13 protein-coding genes are annotated in these 18,407 nt (G+C 52.9%); 7 read left to right on the plus strand and 6 right to left on the minus strand.

Features of this window, described 5'->3' with window-relative positions; all coding sequences use genetic code 11:
- Positions 1-266 precede the first annotated feature (266 nt).
- Both metB and metL read left to right on the plus strand, forming a co-directional pair.
- A complete protein-coding gene (gene metB / locus FEK50_RS01135) occupies positions 267-1,427 on the plus strand; it encodes a cystathionine gamma-synthase (RefSeq protein ID WP_131161573.1) in 1,161 nt (386 codons plus the stop codon).
- A gap of 2 nt (positions 1,428-1,429) precedes the next feature.
- Complete coding sequence (gene metL, locus FEK50_RS01140) at positions 1,430-3,862, plus strand: bifunctional aspartate kinase/homoserine dehydrogenase II (RefSeq protein WP_131161574.1); 2,433 nt, start codon at positions 1,430-1,432, stop codon at positions 3,860-3,862.
- A gap of 65 nt (positions 3,863-3,927) precedes the next feature.
- Here metL and malI read toward each other — a convergent pair whose 3' ends face one another.
- Together malI and FEK50_RS01150 are read right to left on the minus strand one after the other, a co-directional pair.
- Positions 3,928-4,944 carry a Mal regulon transcriptional regulator MalI gene (malI, locus tag FEK50_RS01145; RefSeq protein WP_131161575.1) on the minus strand — a complete coding sequence of 339 codons (1,017 nt, stop codon included), beginning with the start codon at positions 4,942-4,944 and terminating at the stop codon, positions 3,928-3,930.
- A gap of 87 nt (positions 4,945-5,031) precedes the next feature.
- Positions 5,032-6,531, minus strand: coding sequence for a PTS transporter subunit EIIC (locus FEK50_RS01150; protein WP_131161576.1), 1,500 nt, complete (start codon positions 6,529-6,531; stop codon positions 5,032-5,034).
- A gap of 498 nt (positions 6,532-7,029) precedes the next feature.
- Between FEK50_RS01150 and metF the strand changes: the two genes are divergently transcribed.
- The 3 genes from metF to yijE all read left to right on the plus strand — a co-directional run bounded on the left by metF (position 7,030) and on the right by yijE (position 11,440).
- Positions 7,030-7,920, plus strand: a complete 891-nt coding sequence (metF, locus tag FEK50_RS01155; RefSeq protein WP_130258331.1) for a methylenetetrahydrofolate reductase — start codon at positions 7,030-7,032, stop codon at positions 7,918-7,920.
- Between the two features lie 340 nt (positions 7,921-8,260).
- Entirely contained in the window at positions 8,261-10,441 is a 2,181-nt protein-coding gene (gene katG / locus FEK50_RS01160; RefSeq protein ID WP_130222342.1) for a catalase/peroxidase HPI, read from the plus strand.
- 93 nt (positions 10,442-10,534) lie between these two features.
- The gene (gene yijE / locus FEK50_RS01165; protein WP_130206576.1) at positions 10,535-11,440 is read left to right on the plus strand and encodes a cystine transporter YijE; all 906 of its coding nucleotides are present in this window, start codon (positions 10,535-10,537) and stop codon (positions 11,438-11,440) included.
- A gap of 26 nt (positions 11,441-11,466) precedes the next feature.
- On the opposite strand, the gene FEK50_RS01170 is transcribed toward yijE, so the two are convergent.
- From FEK50_RS01170 to ptsP, 4 genes are all read right to left on the minus strand, one after another.
- Positions 11,467-12,084, minus strand: a complete 618-nt coding sequence (locus FEK50_RS01170) for a DUF1287 domain-containing protein (RefSeq protein WP_131161577.1) — start codon at positions 12,082-12,084, stop codon at positions 11,467-11,469.
- A gap of 274 nt (positions 12,085-12,358) precedes the next feature.
- Positions 12,359-13,462: a bifunctional L-1,2-propanediol dehydrogenase/glycerol dehydrogenase gene (gldA, locus tag FEK50_RS01175; protein WP_130206574.1), complete on the minus strand. Its 1,104-nt coding sequence runs from the start codon at positions 13,460-13,462 to the stop codon at positions 12,359-12,361.
- 10 nt (positions 13,463-13,472) lie between these two features.
- Entirely contained in the window at positions 13,473-14,135 is a 663-nt protein-coding gene (gene fsa, locus FEK50_RS01180) for a fructose-6-phosphate aldolase (RefSeq protein ID WP_130206572.1), read from the minus strand.
- 11 nt (positions 14,136-14,146) lie between these two features.
- Positions 14,147-16,648, minus strand: a complete 2,502-nt coding sequence (gene ptsP / locus FEK50_RS01185; RefSeq protein WP_131161578.1) for a phosphoenolpyruvate--protein phosphotransferase — start codon at positions 16,646-16,648, stop codon at positions 14,147-14,149.
- Positions 16,649-16,957: 309 nt separating this feature from the next.
- On the opposite strand from ptsP, the gene FEK50_RS01190 reads away from it, so the two are divergent.
- Both FEK50_RS01190 and FEK50_RS01195 read left to right on the plus strand, forming a co-directional pair.
- Entirely contained in the window at positions 16,958-18,037 is a 1,080-nt protein-coding gene (locus FEK50_RS01190; RefSeq protein WP_131161579.1) for a PTS fructose transporter subunit EIIC, read from the plus strand.
- Between the two features lie 14 nt (positions 18,038-18,051).
- A complete protein-coding gene (locus FEK50_RS01195) occupies positions 18,052-18,372 on the plus strand; it encodes a PTS fructose-like transporter subunit IIB (RefSeq protein WP_130206566.1) in 321 nt (106 codons plus the stop codon).
- Positions 18,373-18,407 lie beyond the last annotated feature (35 nt).

Genomic DNA, 18,407 nt, shown 5'->3' on the forward strand with positions numbered 1-18,407 from the left:
ATCCTCTTCGTCAATAAATTGAAACCAGACCACACAATTAATGTTGGTAATGGCCATAAACCCGCATAGTTTACCGTACAGGCGCTACCGTGACATCGTGTAATGCACCTGTCGGCGTGATAATGCATGTAATTTTAACGGTTATTGGGGAATTGCTCAATCTATACGCAAAGAAGTTTAGATGTCCAGATGTATTGACGTCCATTAACACAATGTTTACTCTGGTGGCTGACATTTCACCGACAAAGCCCAGGGAACTTCATCACATGACGCGTAAACAGGCCACCATCGCAGTGCGTAGCGGGTTAAATGACGACGAACAGTATGGTTGCGTTGTCCCACCGATCCATCTTTCCAGCACCTATAACTTTACCGGATTTAACGAACCGCGCGCGCATGATTACTCGCGTCGCGGCAATCCAACGCGCGATGTGGTTCAGCGTGCGCTGGCAGAACTGGAAGGCGGTGCTGGTGCAGTGCTTACTAATACCGGCATGTCCGCGATCCACCTGGTGACTACCGTCTTTTTGAAACCTGGCGATCTGCTGGTTGCACCGCACGACTGCTACGGCGGCAGCTATCGCCTGTTTGACAGCCTGGCAAAACGCGGCTGTTATCGCGTGCTGTTTGTTGATCAAGGTGATGAGCAGTCATTGCAGGCGGCACTGGCGGAAAAACCTAAACTGGTGCTGGTAGAAAGCCCAAGTAATCCATTGTTACGCGTCGTGGATATTGCGAAAATCTGCCATCTGGCAAGGGAAGTCGGGGCGGTGAGCGTGGTGGATAACACCTTCTTAAGCCCGGCATTGCAAAATCCGCTGGCATTGGGTGCCGATCTGGTGTTGCATTCATGTACGAAATATCTGAACGGTCACTCTGACGTGGTGGCCGGCGTGGTGATTGCTAAAGACCCGGACGTTGTCACTGAACTTGCCTGGTGGGCAAACAATATTGGCGTGACGGGCGGCGCGTTTGACAGCTATCTGCTACTGCGCGGGTTGCGAACGCTGGTGCCGCGTATGGAGCTGGCCCAGCGCAACGCGCAGGCGATTGTGAAATATCTGCAAACCCAGCCGTTGGTGAAAAAACTGTATCACCCGTCGCTGCCGGAAAATCAGGGGCATGAAATTGCCGCGCGCCAGCAAAAAGGCTTTGGCGCAATGTTGAGTTTTGAACTGGATGGCGATGAGCAGACGCTGCGTCGTTTCCTGGGCGGGCTGTCGTTGTTTACGCTGGCGGAATCGTTAGGGGGAGTGGAAAGTTTAATCTCTCACGCCGCAACCATGACACATGCAGGCATGGCGCCAGAAGCGCGTGCTGCCGCCGGGATCTCCGAGACGCTGCTGCGTATCTCCACCGGTATTGAAGATGGCGAAGATTTAATTGCCGACCTGGAAAATGGCTTCCGGGCTGCAAACAAGGGGTAAAAATGAGTGTGATTGCGCAGGCAGGGGCGAAAGGTCGTCAACTGCATAAATTTGGTGGCAGTAGTCTGGCTGATGTGAAGTGTTATTTGCGTGTCGCGGGCATTATGGCTGAGTACTCCCAGCCCGACGATATGATGGTGGTTTCCGCCGCCGGTAGCACCACTAACCAGTTGATTAACTGGTTGAAACTAAGCCAGACCGATCGTCTCTCTGCGCATCAGGTTCAACAAACGTTGCGTCGTTATCAGTGCGATCTGATTAGCGGCCTGTTACCCGCCGAAGAAGCCGATAGCCTCATTAGCGCTTTTGTCAGCGATCTTGAGCGGCTGGCGGCGCTGCTCGACAGCGGTATCACCGATGCGGTGTATGCAGAAGTGGTGGGCCACGGGGAAGTGTGGTCAGCACGCTTAATGTCTGCGGTGCTTAATCAACAGGGGCTGCCAGCGGCATGGCTTGATGCCCGCGAGTTTTTACGCGCCGAACGCGCCGCACAACCGCAGGTTGATGAAGGGCTTTCTTATCCGTTGCTGCAACAGCTACTGGTACAACATCCGGGCAAACGTCTGGTGGTGACTGGGTTTATCAGCCGTAACAACGCTGGTGAAACGGTGCTGCTGGGGCGTAACGGTTCCGACTATTCCGCGACACAAATCGGTGCGTTGGCGGGCGTTTCTCGTGTAACCATCTGGAGCGACGTCGCCGGGGTATATAGCGCCGACCCGCGTAAAGTGAAAGATGCCTGCCTGCTGCCATTGCTGCGTCTGGATGAAGCCAGCGAACTGGCGCGTCTGGCGGCTCCCGTTCTTCATGCCCGTACTTTACAGCCTGTATCCGGTAGTGAAATCGACCTGCAACTGCGCTGTAGCTACACGCCGGATCAAGGCTCCACGCGCATTGAACGCGTGCTGGCCTCGGGTACTGGCGCGCGTATTGTCACCAGCCACGATGATGTCTGTTTAATTGAGTTTCAGGTGCCTACCAGTCAGGATTTCAAACTGGCGCATAAAGAGGTCGACCAAATCCTGAAACGCGCGCAGGTGCGTCCACTGGCAGTTGGCGTGCATAACGATCGCCAGTTGCTGCAATTTTGCTACACCTCAGAAGTCGCTGACAGCGCCCTGAAAATCCTCGACGAAGCGGGATTACCTGGCGAACTGCGCCTGCGTCAGGGGCTGGCTCTGGTGGCGATGGTTGGGGCGGGCGTCACCCGTAACCCGCTGCATTGCCACCGCTTCTGGCAGCAACTGAAAGGCCAGCCGGTCGAGTTTACCTGGCAGTCGGATGACGGCATCAGCCTGGTGGCAGTACTGCGCACCGGACCAACCGAAAGCCTGATTCAGGGGCTGCATCAGTCCGTCTTCCGTGCAGAAAAACGCATCGGCCTGGTGCTGTTCGGCAAGGGCAATATCGGCTCCCGCTGGCTGGAACTGTTCGCCCGCGAGCAGAGTACGCTCTCGGCACGCACCGGCTTTGAATTTGTGCTGGCAGGCGTGGTGGACAGCCGTCGCAGCCTGTTGAGCTACGAAGGGCTGGACGCCAGCCGCGCGTTAGCCTTCTTCAACGACGAAGCCGTCGAGCAGGATGAAGAGTCGCTGTTCCTGTGGATGCGCGCCCATCCGTATGATGATTTAGTGGTGCTGGACGTTACCGCCAGCCAGCAGCTTGCTGATCAATATCTCGATTTCGCCAGCCACGGTTTCCACGTCATCAGTGCCAACAAACTGGCGGGAGCCAGCGACAGCAATAAATATCGCCAGATCCACGACGCCTTCGAAAAAACCGGGCGTCACTGGCTGTACAATGCCACCGTCGGTGCGGGCTTGCCGATCAACCATACCGTGCGCGATCTGATCGACAGCGGCGATACTATTTTGTCGATCAGCGGGATCTTCTCCGGCACGCTCTCCTGGCTGTTCCTGCAATTCGACGGTAGCGTGCCGTTTACCGAGCTGGTGGATCAGGCCTGGCAGCAGGGCTTAACCGAGCCTGACCCGCGTGACGATCTCTCTGGCAAAGACGTGATGCGCAAGCTGGTGATTCTGGCGCGTGAAGCAGGTTACAACATCGAACCGGATCAGGTACGCGTGGAGTCGCTGGTGCCTGCCCATTGCGAAGGCGGCAGCATCGACCACTTCTTTGAAAATGGCGATGAACTTAACGAGCAGATGGTGCAACGGCTGGAAGCGGCCCGTGAAATGGGGCTGGTGCTGCGCTACGTAGCGCGTTTCGATGCCAACGGCAAAGCGCGTGTAGGCGTGGAAGCGGTACGTGAAGACCATCCGCTGGCATCATTGCTGCCGTGCGATAACGTCTTTGCCATCGAAAGCCGCTGGTATCGCGATAATCCGCTGGTGATCCGTGGGCCTGGCGCAGGGCGCGACGTCACCGCCGGGGCGATTCAGTCGGATATCAACCGACTGGCGCAGTTGTTGTAATTGCTTTTACCCTGGCTTGTAAAAGAAGGATGCTTTCGGCAAAGAATTATTTGAAAGCATCTCTTTTACGCCGATTCCCGCACCACCAGTTGCCCGGAAAGCGCAATTCTTTGGGTTTGCAAATCCGGGTCTTTTAATTTGCGAATCATCAGGGTCGCTGCCTGGCGTCCGGTTTCTTCACTGGCGGAAGATACATAGGTGAAAACAGGAGAGGTCAGGTTGATATGCAGCATATCTTCAAAACCAATTAGCGCTACCTGCTGGGTCAGAAAGACGTCTTTCCCGACGGTACGCCCCACCTGATGTATGCCGTTGATGCTGCCAATCATGGCCTCGGGCGAATGGCAGAGCAGGGCGGTAATGGCGTTGTTATTTTCCAGCAACTGGCGCGTTGCCATGCTGGCAGCCCAGGTGTCACCGTCACAGGCTGGCGTGAACTCGTCACGACAAGCAATGCCAAATTTTGCCAGGGTCTGGCGAAAACCAACCAGTCGCTGCTGACGGATAAGATCACTTTCTCTGCCACCGAGATAGGCAATGTAACGATGGCCGCGCTCAATTAAATAACGTGTGGCAAGACTTGCTGCCTGCTGGTTGTCACGCAATACCAGGTTGCACTCATCTTTGATAAGCGTTTGTGACGCGACAACAAGGGGAAGCGAACACTGGCGGATTAGCGTGGGGAGGGTTTCACGATGCGCATCGGAAGCCAGATAAATCACTCCGGCAACACCTTGTTGCTTGAAGGAAAGTAAACAACGTTCAAGATGTTCATGTTCGTTCTGTGGTTGCCCAAGGAATACCATATAGCCCCTGGCTTCCAGTTCCTGAACAATACTGGCCATCACTTTGATGGAAAAGCTATCGCTAAAATCACGTAAAATCAGTCCGATAATATTTGACGTGTGGGAACGTAAATTGGCGGCGGCAACATTATGCACGTAGCCCAGTTCGTCAATAGCAGCATGAACTTTCCCGATGGTCGCCTCTGAGATTTTCCCTTTCTGGCGCAGCACTAGCGACACGGTAGAGACGGAAACTCCGGCTCTTTTGGCAACATCAATTATGCTGACTTTCTTCAAACTCACTCCCTGAACAACGTTGATTCTTTAAATAGCAAGAAGGTTCTGGTCAGGGACCAGAACCTCTGACATCGAGTAATCTTAAGGCTATTTACCGATCATCGTCGACATGGTTTGCGCGATAAATTGCGCTCGCGCGCCAAAAATGACCTGAATGCCGTTATCGCCAACATAAACCACGCCACGGGCGCCAATATTATTTAGACCATCCTGATCCACCGCTTCTTTATCAGAGACTTCCAGACGTAAACGCGTGATGCAGGAGCCTACCGATTTAATGTTTTGCTGACCGCCAAGCAGCGTGATGATTTCTGTTGCCAGCTCGTCATCGGTTTTATCATTAGCGCTAACCGTAGTTTCAGTACGACCAGGCGTTTTCACATCAAAACGACGAATAACAAAGCGGAAGGTGAAGTAGTAGATCACCGCCATTGGCACGCCGACGATAATGGCGCTCAGGAAGTTGGTTTCATAGCCGTTAAAGGATGGCAGGATGCCAAACGAAATATAGTCAATAAGCCCTGCAGAGAAGGATTTGGCAATATGTGCATGTAGCAGATACATCGCCATATAGGAAAGGCCTGCCATGATGGCATTGAAGATATACAGCACAGGGGCGACAAAGATAAATGTAAATTCAACGGGTTCTGTAATACCGGTCAGAAAACAGGTTAATGCGGCAGAGAACAGAATACCGGCGGCAATTTTCTTATTCTTTGTGTGCGCTTCATGGTACATCGCCAGGCACGCCGCAGGCAGGGCAAACAGCATCAGGGGGAATTCGCCTTGCATAAATTTACCGGCGTCATGATAACTGTCGCTGCTAAATGATTTCACCCCTTCTTCCAACATCTTGAACCAAATCGTCTGATCGCCGTGAATCATTTGCCCGGCATGGGTAGTGTAATCCCCAAAAGAATACCAAAACGACGGATACCAGATGTGGTGCAAGCCAAGCGGAATGAGCGCCCGTTCAGTTACACCAAAAATAAAGGTCGATGCCGCCTGGTTGTTACCATTAACGATAACCGATAATGCATCGATTCCTGACTGAATGTGTTGCCAGACATAGGGCAGTAACAGGCCAAGAATGAAGGAGAGAAAAGCCGTCGCGATAGCGACAAAGCGTTTCCCGGAGAAAAAACCAAGGAATTCTGGCAATTGCATGGTATGAAAACGGTTGTAACACCACGCCGCCAGGATCCCACATATCAGGCCGCCAAAAACGCCCATTTGCAATGTGGGGATACCCACCACCATCGCGTATTTGCCGCCTTGCCCGGCCATTTCTGGCGTGATGCTAAGTACGGTGCTGATGGTGATATTGGTGACAAAAACGGAAACGGCTGCGGATAACGCCGCAATTCCTGATTCAGAAGCCAGCCCTACGGCGGAACCGATAGCAAAAAGCATCGGCAAGTTATCAAAAATAATGCCGCCTGCATTCATCATCAACGGCAAATGGAATTTATCTCCGAACGCCAGTAACAGCCCAGCGGCAGGCAGAAGCGAAATTGGCAGCATTAGGGCGCGACCAATCATCGACAATTTAGAAAGTGACTTCACGAAACTCGACATCAGATTCATGCTGATTTCCCCCGAATAGCGCATAAATCTGCGCGAATTAGTCTTTTTTTGTATAAGTAGAACGTTCTAGTAGAACGTTCTACTTATCGTGGGGGATGCATAATTGCTCTGCAACATAATTTTGGAGAAATTGTTAATAGTTTGAAGTAGTTCAAATAATAAACATGCAGTATTGAATGCAAATTATGGTATCTATTTGTTTTATTTAAATAAGTGTCCAGCTAACACAGACGAGCATATTAATTAACTCTTATTTAAATAAATTTGAAGCCGATGGTTTATCCGTTTATTCATTACTTCGCGCGCGATAATGTGAGAGAACCCATTTACTCCCACATTCAAATGAAGAAAATTCATCTTCCCTGATTTTTCCTCACCATCATGGGGCATTTTTCGGTTGACGCCCCTCGGCTTTTCCTTCATCTTTACATCTGGACGTCTAAATGGATAGATGTTCACAACACAACATATAACTACAAGCGATTGATGAGGTAAGGTATGAGCTTTTTTCACGCCAGCCAGCGGGATGCCCTGAATCAGAGCCTGGCCGAAGTCCAGGGGCAGATTAATGTTTCGTTCGAATTTTTCCCGCCGCGTACCAGTGAAATGGAGCAGACCCTGTGGAACTCCATCGATCGTCTTAGCAGCCTGAAACCGAAATTTGTTTCAGTGACCTATGGCGCAAACTCCGGCGAGCGCGACCGCACGCACAGTATTATTAAAGGCATTAAAGACCGTACGGGTCTGGAAGCTGCGCCGCATCTTACCTGCATTGATGCGACGCCTGCCGAGCTGCGGACCATCGCCCGCGACTATTGGAATAACGGTATTCGCCATATCGTGGCGCTGCGTGGCGACCTGCCGCCGGGAAGCGGTAAGCCGGAAATGTATGCCTCTGACCTGGTGACGTTGTTAAAAGACGTCGCGGATTTCGATATCTCCGTGGCGGCGTATCCGGAAGTGCATCCGGAAGCGAAAAGCGCCCAGGCGGATTTGCTTAACCTGAAACGCAAAGTGGACGCCGGCGCCAATCGCGCGATTACCCAATTCTTCTTTGATGTCGAAAGCTACCTGCGTTTTCGTGATCGCTGCGTTTCGGCGGGTATCGATGTGGAAATTATTCCTGGCATTTTGCCCGTCTCTAACTTTAAACAGGCGAAGAAATTTGCTGACATGACCAACGTACGCATTCCGGCGTGGATGGCGCAAATGTTTGATGGTCTGGATGACGACGCCGAAACCCGCAAGCTGGTGGGCGCGAATATTGCGATGGATATGGTGAAGATTTTAAGCCGTGAAGGAGTGAAAGATTTCCACTTCTATACGCTTAACCGCGCTGAAATGAGTTACGCGATTTGCCATACGCTGGGTGTTCGACCTGGTTTATAAGTGCTTTGGTTTCTGTAAAAATCACACGGTGATCACAAAATTAAAACAAAGCACAAAATGCCTCCTCGAAGCGAGGGGGCAGACAAGTAAAACTATTGACTCGCTTTTTCTCCTTCATTCCTTAAAAGAACAGAGAGAAAACAGGGATAAAACCCTTTTTTATAAGGTATTTGTCCGTAATCGGACATAATCAAAAAGGCTTATTTAAGATCAATTTGATCTACATCTCTTTAACTAATGATATGTAAGATCCCAACTATCGCATCCGTGGATTAATTCAATTATAACTTCTCTCTAACGCTGTGTATCGTAAGGGTAACACTGTAGAGGGAGTATATTGATGAGCACGTCAGACGATATCCATAACACAACAGCAGCCGGAAAATGCCCGTTCCATCATGGCGGTCATGACCAGAGCGCCGGTGCGGGAACAACCACTCATGACTGGTGGCCAAAACAACTCCGTGTTGACCTGTTAAACCAACATTCTAACCGTTCTAACCCACTGGGTGAGGACTTCGACTACCGCAAAGAATTTAGCAAGCTAGATTACTACGGCCTGAAAAAAGATCTGAAAGATCTGCTGACAGAGTCTCAACCGTGGTGGCCAGCAGACTGGGGCAGCTACGCTGGTCTGTTTATTCGTATGGCCTGGCACGGCGCGGGGACTTACCGTTCAATCGATGGTCGCGGCGGCGCGGGTCGTGGTCAGCAACGTTTTGCACCGCTCAACTCCTGGCCGGATAACGTCAGCCTGGATAAAGCGCGTCGTCTGTTGTGGCCAATCAAACAAAAATATGGTCAGAAAATCTCCTGGGCCGACCTGTTTATCCTCGCGGGTAACGTGGCGCTGGAAAACTCCGGTTTCCGTACCTTCGGTTTTGGTGCCGGTCGTGAAGACGTCTGGGAACCGGATCTGGATGTTAACTGGGGTGATGAAAAAACCTGGCTTGCCCACCGTAACCCGGAAGAACTGGCAAAACGCCCATTAGCAGCAACCGAAATGGGGCTGATTTACGTTAACCCGGAAGGACCAAATGCCAGTGGCGAACCGCTTTCTGCGGCTGCAGCTATTCGCGCGACATTTGGCAATATGGGGATGAACGACGAAGAAACCGTTGCGCTGATCGCGGGTGGTCATACGTTAGGTAAAACTCACGGCGCAGGCCCGGCAACGCACGTAGGTCCTGATCCAGAAGCGGCCCCGATCGAAAACCAGGGCTTAGGCTGGAAAAGTGATTTTGGTTCCGGTGTCGGTGCTGATGCCATTACGTCAGGTCTGGAAGTCGTCTGGACGCAAACGCCGACCCAGTGGAGCAACTATTTCTTCGAAAACCTGTTCAAATATGAGTGGGTACAGACTCGTAGCCCGGCAGGCGCCATCCAGTTTGAAGCCGTAGATGCACCGGAAATTATCCCGGATCCGTTCGATCCGTCGAAGAAACGTAAGCCGACGATGCTGGTCACTGACCTGACGCTGCGTTTTGATCCAGAGTTTGAGAAGATTTCACGTCGCTTCCTCGATGATCCGCAAGCGTTCAACGAAGCCTTTGCCCGTGCGTGGTTCAAACTGACGCACAGGGATATGGGGCCGAAATCTCGTTACATCGGACCGGAAGTGCCGAAAGAAGATCTGATCTGGCAAGATCCGCTGCCACATGCGTTCTTCAACCCGAGCGAGGAAGATATCCTTAACCTGAAGACGGCGATTGCTGAGTCTGGTCTCTCTGTGAGCGAGCTGGTTTCTGTTGCCTGGGCTTCTGCCTCCACCTTCCGCGGTGGGGATAAACGTGGCGGTGCCAACGGTGCGCGTCTGGCATTAGCTCCGCAGCGCGACTGGGAGGTTAATGCCGCAGCAGCACGCGCATTGCCGGTGCTGGAGGGGATCTATAAATCCTCACACACGGCTTCACTCGCTGACATTATTGTTCTCGCCGGTGTTGTTGGTGTCGAAAAAGCGGCGAGTGCTGCGGGTATCAGCATCAGTGTTCCGTTCACACCAGGTCGCGTAGATGCACGTCAGGATCAGACGGATATCGAGATGTTCGAGCTGCTCAAACCTGTTGCTGATGGTTTCCGTAACTATCGCGCTGCGTCGGGCGAGGCTACCACTGAATCACTGCTGATCGATAAAGCGCAGCAACTGACGCTGACTGCACCAGAAATGACTGTGCTGGTGGGCGGGATGCGTGTGCTGGGCGCCAACTTCGATGGCAGCAAAAACGGTGTCTTCACTGACCGTGTGGGCGTATTGAGCAATGACTTCTTTGTGAACTTGCTGGATATGCGCTACGAGTGGAAAGCGACCGACGAATCGAAAGAGCTGTTCGAAGGCCGTGATCGTGAAACGGGTGAAGTGAAATACACCGCCAGCCGTGCGGACCTGGTATTTGGTTCTAACTCCGTTCTGCGTGCACTGGCAGAAGTTTACGCCAGCAGCGATGCCCACGAGAAATTTGTTAAAGACTTCGTGGCAGCATGGGTGAAAGTGATGAACCTCGACCGTTTCGACCTGCTGTAATCTGACCTTCTTCAGCGACTGCCTTTCAGGCAGTCGCTGAAGTTTCTTTACCGGCGTATAGTGTCTACAGGAAAACTACACACTGGATCTCTCATGTCTGCCGCAGGAAAGAGCAACCCACTGGCAATCAGTGGCCTGGTTGCGCTCACACTTATCTGGAGTTATAGCTGGATTTTCATGAAGCAAGTCACCAGCTACATCGGTGCCTTCGACTTCACCGCCTTACGCTGCATTTTCGGCGCTCTCGTTTTATTCATCGTTCTTTTGTTACGTGGTCGCGGAATGCGCCCGACGCCGTTTAAATACACCTTAGCCATTGCCCTGTTACAAACCTGCGGGATGGTTGGTCTGGCGCAGTGGGCGCTGGTCAGCGGCGGAGCGGGGAAAGTGGCGATCCTGAGCTATACCATGCCGTTCTGGGTGGTGATTTTCGCCGCGTTGTTTCTCGGTGAACGCCTGCGACGTGGGCAATATTTCGCGATTCTGATTGCCGCTTTCGGTTTATTTTTGGTGTTGCAGCCGTGGCAACTCGATTTCTCTTCGATGAAAAGCGCCATGCTGGCGATCCTCTCCGGCGTCAGTTGGGGGGCGAGTGCCATTGTCGCTAAACGCCTTTACGCCCGTCATCCGCGCGTGGATCTATTGTCGTTAACATCCTGGCAGATGCTGTATGCGGCGCTGGTGATGAGCGTGGTCGCCTGGCTGGTGCCGCAACGTGAAATTGACTGGCAGCCCACCGTGTTCTGGGCGCTGGCCTACAGTGCGATTCTGGCGACGGCGCTGGCGTGGAGCTTATGGTTGTTTGTATTGAAAAACTTGCCTGCCAGTATTGCCAGCTTAAGCACACTGGCCGTTCCCGTTTGCGGCGTACTCTTTTCCTGGTGGCTGCTCGGTGAAAATCCTGGTGCGGTTGAAGGTAGCGGTATTGTGCTGATTGTGCTGGCGCTGGCGCTGGTGAGCCGTAAGAAAAAAGAAGCCGTCAGTGTAAAAAGGATCTGAATTTTTTCTTCATGTGGGGCGAGCTCTTATTTAACAAAATAGCGATAATGCCCCACAATCCGCCAGCTAAACAGCACATCTTCTTCCTGCGCGCCCGCGCCAATGTTATGTATCACCAGCGGCGTACCGTCGCGGGCGAAGCCATCTGAAACCACCCCAATATGTGCCAGCCCGTTGTCCAGTCGCCAGGAGACAATATCGCCCGCCTGGTAGTCACTGGCGTTGTTGCTGGTGGGGCGCGTTTTATCGTGGCGGGTAAACCAGGTTTCCAGATTAGGCACTCGACGGTGATCGATGTTGCTGTCCGGGCGCTTTAACTTCCACTTTTGCGGATAATCGGCAAAATTCTTCGCCATATCTTCGTGAACCAGTTTCTGCAAATCGACCTTCTGGCTGCGCAAGGCGCGGATCACCACATCGGAACATACGCCGCGTTCTTGCGGGACATCACCGCCAGGATAGGTAAGCTGCACATACGCCGGATCGTAAAATAGCGTGCTGCCAATTTGCTGTCTGGCACCGTCCGCGATGGCAAGATTGGTGTTGGCCTGGATTTGTACCACGGCTGGTGGAACGGCGGGAGATTTTAAGGGGGGGCTGGTAAATGCCGTTAGCAGGCTGACCAGCGCCAGTGAAGCTTTCATCTGTTTCATCCGTGAAAATAAGAGTCACAGATTCGACCTTCCGGGCTAACGATTGTTCTGTGGAGAAAATGTCCAGAAGCGGATAAAAAAACTCCCAATCAACGTGGGAGTTTCAGATTACTGGCACAGAGTGCCGGATGCGACGTGAACGCCTTATTTGGCCTACAAAAACACGCAAATTCAATATATTGCAGAGATTAGGTAGGCCGCATAAGCGTAGCGCATCAGGCTATTTTGCGTTCAAACTCCCGGACAAGCCGGGAGTTTGACAAGGTTATTCCCACTCTTGCAGGAAACGCTGACCGTACTGGTCGGCTACCAGCAGTGCGGCGTAAACCTGATCTGGCGTCGCGCCGCCAGGCATGTTGTGAATGGTTTCACCTTCTGCACATGCTGCTTCTGCCACAATTCGCATTTTCGCCGGGACATCTTCTTTAATATCCAGTTGAGCGAGAGTTATTGGCAAACCTACCGCATGGCTAAGTGCGGCTACGGTTTCGATTTCCTCAACCGGCGCGTTTTCCAGAACCAGCTGCGTCAGCGTACCGAATGCCACTTTTTCACCGTGATAATAGTGATGCGCATCTGGGATAGCGGTCAGGCCGTTATGCACCGCGTGAGCCGCCGCCAAACCACCGCTTTCAAAACCAACGCCGCTCAAATAGGTGTTCGCTTCAATCACGCGCTCCAGCGCCGGAGTCACTACATGCTGTTCGGCGGCAAGCATCGCTTTTTCGCCTTCTTCCAGCAGGGTGTTGTAGCACAGTTCAGCCAGCGCCAGCGCCGCCTGAGTACACTTACCGCCCGCCATGGTGGTCGCGCCGCTACGAGAGCATGCACGCGCTTCAAACCAGGTCGCCAGCGCATCACCAATACCCGCTGCTAACAGACGCGCAGGTGCGCCCGCGACGATTTTAGTATCGACAATGACCATATTCGGGTTATTTGGCAGCAGCAGATAGCGGTCAAATTCACCATCATCGGTGTAAATAACAGACAACGCACTGCACGGCGCGTCGGTAGAAGCGATGGTCGGTGCGATTGCTACCGGAACACCCATGAAATGCGCCAGTGCTTTGGCGGTATCAAGGGTTTTACCGCCGCCAATACCGAGAATCGCGCCACACTGTGCCGTTTCGGCAATGCCGCGCAGACGATCGATCTCATTTTGCGAACATTCACCGCCAAAGGGGGCGATTTCAACAACCAGCCCGGCATCTTTAAAGCTTTGCTCGACGGTTGCCTGAGCAAAACCTAATACAAATTTATCGCCAACAACCAACCAACGTTCTGCCAGCGGCTTCAGGTATTCGCCCAGGCGATTAATGACATCAGCGCCCTGGATGTATTTACCCGGTGATTGAATAATGCGGTCCATAATTGCTCCTTTAGAGATGAGTAGTGCCAAATGCGGCATTCCAGTCGTGCTCGAACTTCTCTATAGCCGACTCTACCGCAGGGGTGTTGAGCATTTGTTGCGCTACATCTAAGGGCAGTGTGATGGATTCACATCCTGCCAACAAACAATCCAGCGCCTGACGTGGTGTTTTAAAGCTGGCAGCCAGCACCATGCTTTCTGGCGCGTGCATTTCCAGTAACGCTTGCAGCTCCTGGACGGTACGAATGCCGTCTCCGCCCTGAGCGTCCACGCGATTTACATAGGGAGCAACGTATTTTGCCCCTGCCAGCGCGGCCAGCAATCCTTGCGCGGCGCTGTACACTGCGGTGCCAAGTGTAGTAATACCTTCTTTTTTCAACAATTTAATTGCTGCCAGACCTTCTGAGGTTACCGGAATTTTCACCACAATGCCCGGAATAACGTCGCGCAGGCGCTTCGCTTCCTCCACCATCCCCTGCGCGTCGCGGCTCATGGTCTGAGCAAACAGAATGCCTTCATCACCAATCGCTTTTTGCAGACGCGGCAGCACTTCCCAGATGGACTCCTTGCTGGCAGCGATAATGCTCGGGTTAGTTGTCACCCCGGCAATCGGGAATATGCGTGCCAGACGTTCGACTTCTGCGACGTTAGCGGTGTCCAGATACAGTTCCATGATGTTTCCTTTTACAGTTCCAGTTCATGTTGCAGCAGGCTGGCGATAGCGTCGGCAGAGGCGGCGTTAACCAGCGCGTTACGGAATTCTTCGTGCATGATGCGACGAGCGAGACGCGAGAAAATGCGCATATGCTGATCGCCCGCGGCGTGTTTGTTCAGGGTTAACATAATGATGAATTGCGCTTCATCATCGCCCCAGCGCACCGGCGCTTGCAGACGCGCTACGCTGATGGTGGATTGCTCAATGTGTTCTGATTTGCTGTGTGGAATGGCGAAACTAAAGCCCAGACCGGTAGAGAAAACGGCCTCGCGCGCCCACAAGTCGGCTTCCAGTTTACGCGGATAGCGGCAGCGGCCCGCCAGCAGCAGGTTATCGGTCATGCCTTTGAGCACTTCTTCTTTGTTGCGCCAGTCGCTTTCCAGCGTGATGCATTCGGCGGTGACCAGCGGTGCGTCCTGTTGCGTCATACGGAATTGCGCCAGCAGGTGTTCCACTTCCAGCGAAGTCCGGCAGGCCATTGCCTGGTTGAGCAACTGGCGGCATTCGCGGCTATCAAGCTGTGCCATTCGCGCTTTCGCTGCCGGAATTGACGGTGCGCTCATGCTGAGTTCATCCAGACCTAAACCAATCAGCAACGGCAGCACGGAACCTTTCGCCCCCAGTTCTCCGCACAGACCAATCCATTTCCCCTGGCGATGCACCGCCTGCACGGCGTAATCGAGCGCCCGCAAGAATGCCGGATTCAGGCTGTTGTAGTGACGAGTAACCTTAGCGTTATCGCGATCCACCGCCAGCAGATACTGCGTCAGGTCATTACTGCCGATACTAAAGAAATCAATCTCTTCGCAGCATTGATCGATGATGAACATCACCGATGGCACTTCCAGCATAATGCCGAGCTGGATCTTCTCATCAAACGGAATGTGTTCGTTACGCAGTTGCTGTTTGGCTTCTGCCAGTTTTTCTTTCACCCATAAGATCTCTTCCATTGAGGAGATCATCGGGATCATGATTTTCAGGCTGCCGTGAGCAGAGGCGCGCAGGATCGAGCGTAGTTGTGTGGTGAACAGCGAGGCGTATTCTTCATAAATACGCACCGCGCGATAACCGAGGAACGGGTTAGCTTCTGCCGGAATGTTCAGATAATCAACGGGTTTGTCACCGCCAATATCCATAGTGCGCACAATAATGCTGCGCCCGTTGGCGGACTCCAGCGCCTGACAAAAAATGTTGTACAGCTCGCTTTCGCCCGGAGCACTGGTGCGATCCATATAGAGCATTTCAGTGCGGAACAAACCAACGCCTTCCGCACCATTGCCGAATGCGGCCTGCGCTTCCACGGAGTGGGCGATGTTCGCCGCGACTTCGATACGGATACCGTCAGCGGTACGCGCTTGCTGGGTCAGCCAGACACGCTGTTGCTCACGCAGAGCGTCCTGTACGCGGGCTTCTTGCTGATAATAACGGACTACGGCTTCCCCTGGCTCAACCACAATTGCCCCGGCGTTGCCGTCGATATAAATCGTTTGTTGCTGCCACGGGGTAAGGGCATCGATATCCACACCAACCAGCGTCGGAATGTTGAACGAACGAGCAAGAATTACCGTGTGTGAGGTGGTGCCGCCGCTTTTGAGCAACAATCCTTTGAGGTGATTTTTATCCAGTTCGAGGAACTGGCTGGGGGTCAGTTCATCCGCCATACAAATAGCGGGATGTGTCAGTTTACCTGGCGCCGGAAAGCGTTGTTCACCGTAGATTTGCTGGAGTAACTGGAAGCACACGTCGCGCACATCCAGCGCACGCTCTTGCAGGTAGCTACTGCTGGAACGGGCGAACTCTTCGCAAAAGTGATTCGCGCTGGCGACAATTGCTTCGGCGCAACTTAATCCGGCGCTAACGCCTGCCAGTAAATGTTCGCGCAGGGACGTGTCGCCAGCCAGCGAGCGGTGCGCTTCCAGAATCGCGCTGGTAGCACCGTCGCTATCCAGCAGACGAAACTCAATGTTTTTCATCACCAGCGTCAGGCCGTTTTCCAGCGCGGATTGCTCAGCGTCCACACCTTTGGCGGCGGGAAGATTACCCAGTGCGTTGAGATCTAACGATGAAATTGGCGTCAGCGTGCCGCCTGCGCTACCGCTACATACGGTGCGGGCGCGAATAATGCGCGGATTCAAATTAGTGAGTGAAACCGGCAGCGGCTCCAGCTCGTCAGATTTAACTTCTGCCAGCGGCGCATCACAGTGGGGGAATTCATCACGTAACCACTGGCTCAAGCGCTGGTGTGCTGCTTGTTCGTCAGCCCCGGAAATCAGTAACTGGCAGTTATCGCCCACCAGTGTATCGGTGCCAATCAGCGCCAGGGCGCTTTTGGCGTTGCCTTTACGGTCAGTACGCAGGTTATGCCACTCAATTTGAGATGAAAAAGTATTACACAGCGTTTCAACGTGGCTTGCCGGACGCGCATGTACGCCGTTAGGCAGCTCACAAATAAATTCCACAATCAGGGCCATTGCCTCTCTCCCGGTACGGTTTTCTGTTTACAGGATAAGAGCGCATGGCAACGGCCTGCCATGTGACAAATCTGCCAAAAGCTGGACAAATGTAATGTAACCGCCAATTTGCGACGCGTCTCACAAGACGCGCCATTCCGGCATGATTCCGAGTTAACGCAAGTTATGAGGCGGATCGCATTTTTGTACTGACATTACAAAAGTCCAGTAAATGGCCTTTTTATCCACTGTTTGACCTGCTTGCGATTGCCTATTGTTTCTCCCATCAAAAAATATGGACATAGGCTTGGGTAAGCCTGGGAGCGACTTATGAATGAGTTGGTACAGATCCTGAAAAACACTCGTCAGCACTTAATGACGGGCGTTTCACACATGATTCCCTTCGTGGTATCGGGCGGTATTTTGCTGGCGGTTTCCGTCATGTTGTATGGCAAAGGCGCAGTGCCGGATGCCGTAGCCGATCCGAATCTGAAAAAACTGTTTGATATCGGCGTTGCAGGTTTGACGCTGATGGTGCCTTTCCTCGCCGCTTACATCGGTTATTCCATTGCAGAACGTTCTGCGCTGGCCCCGTGTGCTATCGGTGCCTGGGTTGGTAACAGCTTTGGTGCGGGCTTCTTTGGTGCGCTGATCGCCGGGATCATCGGCGGCATTGTGGTGCATTACCTGAAGAAAATCCCGGTGCATAAAGTTCTGCGCTCGGTGATGCCTATCTTCATTATTCCGATCGTCGGTACCTTAATTACCGCTGGCGTCATGATGTGGGGGCTGGGCGAGCCGGTAGGCGCGTTGACTAACAGCCTGACTCAGTGGCTTCAGGGTATGCAGCAAGGCAGCGTGGTGATGCTGGCGGTGATTATGGGGCTGATGCTGGCGTTCGATATGGGCGGCCCGGTTAACAAAGTGGCCTATGCGTTTATGCTGATTTGCGTCGCTCAGGGTGTTTATACCGTGGTGGCAATTGCTGCCGTGGGGATCTGTGTTCCGCCGCTGGGCATGGGGCTGGCAACGCTGATTGGTCGTAAAAATTTCTCCGCAGAAGAGCGCGAAACCGGTAAAGCGGCGCTGGTAATGGGCTGTGTTGGCGTCACCGAAGGGGCGATTCCTTTCGCTGCCGCCGATCCGTTGCGTGTCATTCCTTCCATTATGGTAGGGACTGTCTGTGGCACGGTGACCGCAGCAATGGTAGGTGCGCAGTGCTATGCAGGCTGGGGTGGTCTGATTGTGCTGCCGGTGGTTGAAGGCAAGTTGGGTTACATCGCGGCAGTGGCTGTTGGGGCTGTAGCAACGGCTATCTGCGGTAACGTGCTGAAAAGTCTGGCGCGTAAAAATGGGTCTTCGACTGATGAGAAGGAAGACGACCTGGATCTGGATTTTGAAATTAATTAATTGAGGAACGAGCCATGACGAAAATTATTGCAGTAACCGCATGTCCTTCAGGTGTTGCCCATACCTATATGGCGGCAGAGGCGCTGGAAAGTGCCGCGAAAGCGAAAGGCTGGGAAGTGAAAGTAGAAACCCAGGGGTCGATTGGTCTGGAAAACGAACTGACTGCGGAAGACGTGGCGAGCGCCGATATGGTGATTCTGACCAAAGATATCGGCATCAAGTTTGAAGAGCGTTTTGCTGGCAAGACCATCGTGCGCGTCAACATCAGCGATGCGGTAAAACGTGCTGACGCCATCATGAACAAAATCGAAGCCCATCTGGCACAGACTGCTTGAGTTTTTAGCCCGCCTGAAACGGCGGGCTTGTTTTT

Source organism: Escherichia sp. E2586, from assembly GCF_005781105.1.
In the GTDB taxonomy this organism is placed as follows: domain Bacteria; phylum Pseudomonadota; class Gammaproteobacteria; order Enterobacterales; family Enterobacteriaceae; genus Escherichia.

Coding starts and splice junctions, on each gene's coding strand:
- metB (WP_131161573.1), top strand. CDS start 267: ATGACGCGTAAACAGGCCACCATCGCAGTGCGTAGCGGGTTAAATGAC.
- metL (WP_131161574.1), top strand. CDS start 1,430: ATGAGTGTGATTGCGCAGGCAGGGGCGAAAGGTCGTCAACTGCATAAA.
- FEK50_RS01150 (WP_131161576.1), bottom strand. CDS start 6,531: ATGAATCTGATGTCGAGTTTCGTGAAGTCACTTTCTAAATTGTCGATG.
- metF (WP_130258331.1), top strand. CDS start 7,030: ATGAGCTTTTTTCACGCCAGCCAGCGGGATGCCCTGAATCAGAGCCTG.
- katG (WP_130222342.1), top strand. CDS start 8,261: ATGAGCACGTCAGACGATATCCATAACACAACAGCAGCCGGAAAATGC.
- yijE (WP_130206576.1), top strand. CDS start 10,535: ATGTCTGCCGCAGGAAAGAGCAACCCACTGGCAATCAGTGGCCTGGTT.
- FEK50_RS01170 (WP_131161577.1), bottom strand. CDS start 12,084: ATGAAAGCTTCACTGGCGCTGGTCAGCCTGCTAACGGCATTTACCAGC.
- gldA (WP_130206574.1), bottom strand. CDS start 13,462: ATGGACCGCATTATTCAATCACCGGGTAAATACATCCAGGGCGCTGAT.
- fsa (WP_130206572.1), bottom strand. CDS start 14,135: ATGGAACTGTATCTGGACACCGCTAACGTCGCAGAAGTCGAACGTCTG.
- ptsP (WP_131161578.1), bottom strand. CDS start 16,648: ATGGCCCTGATTGTGGAATTTATTTGTGAGCTGCCTAACGGCGTACAT.
- FEK50_RS01190 (WP_131161579.1), top strand. CDS start 16,958: ATGAATGAGTTGGTACAGATCCTGAAAAACACTCGTCAGCACTTAATG.
- FEK50_RS01195 (WP_130206566.1), top strand. CDS start 18,052: ATGACGAAAATTATTGCAGTAACCGCATGTCCTTCAGGTGTTGCCCAT.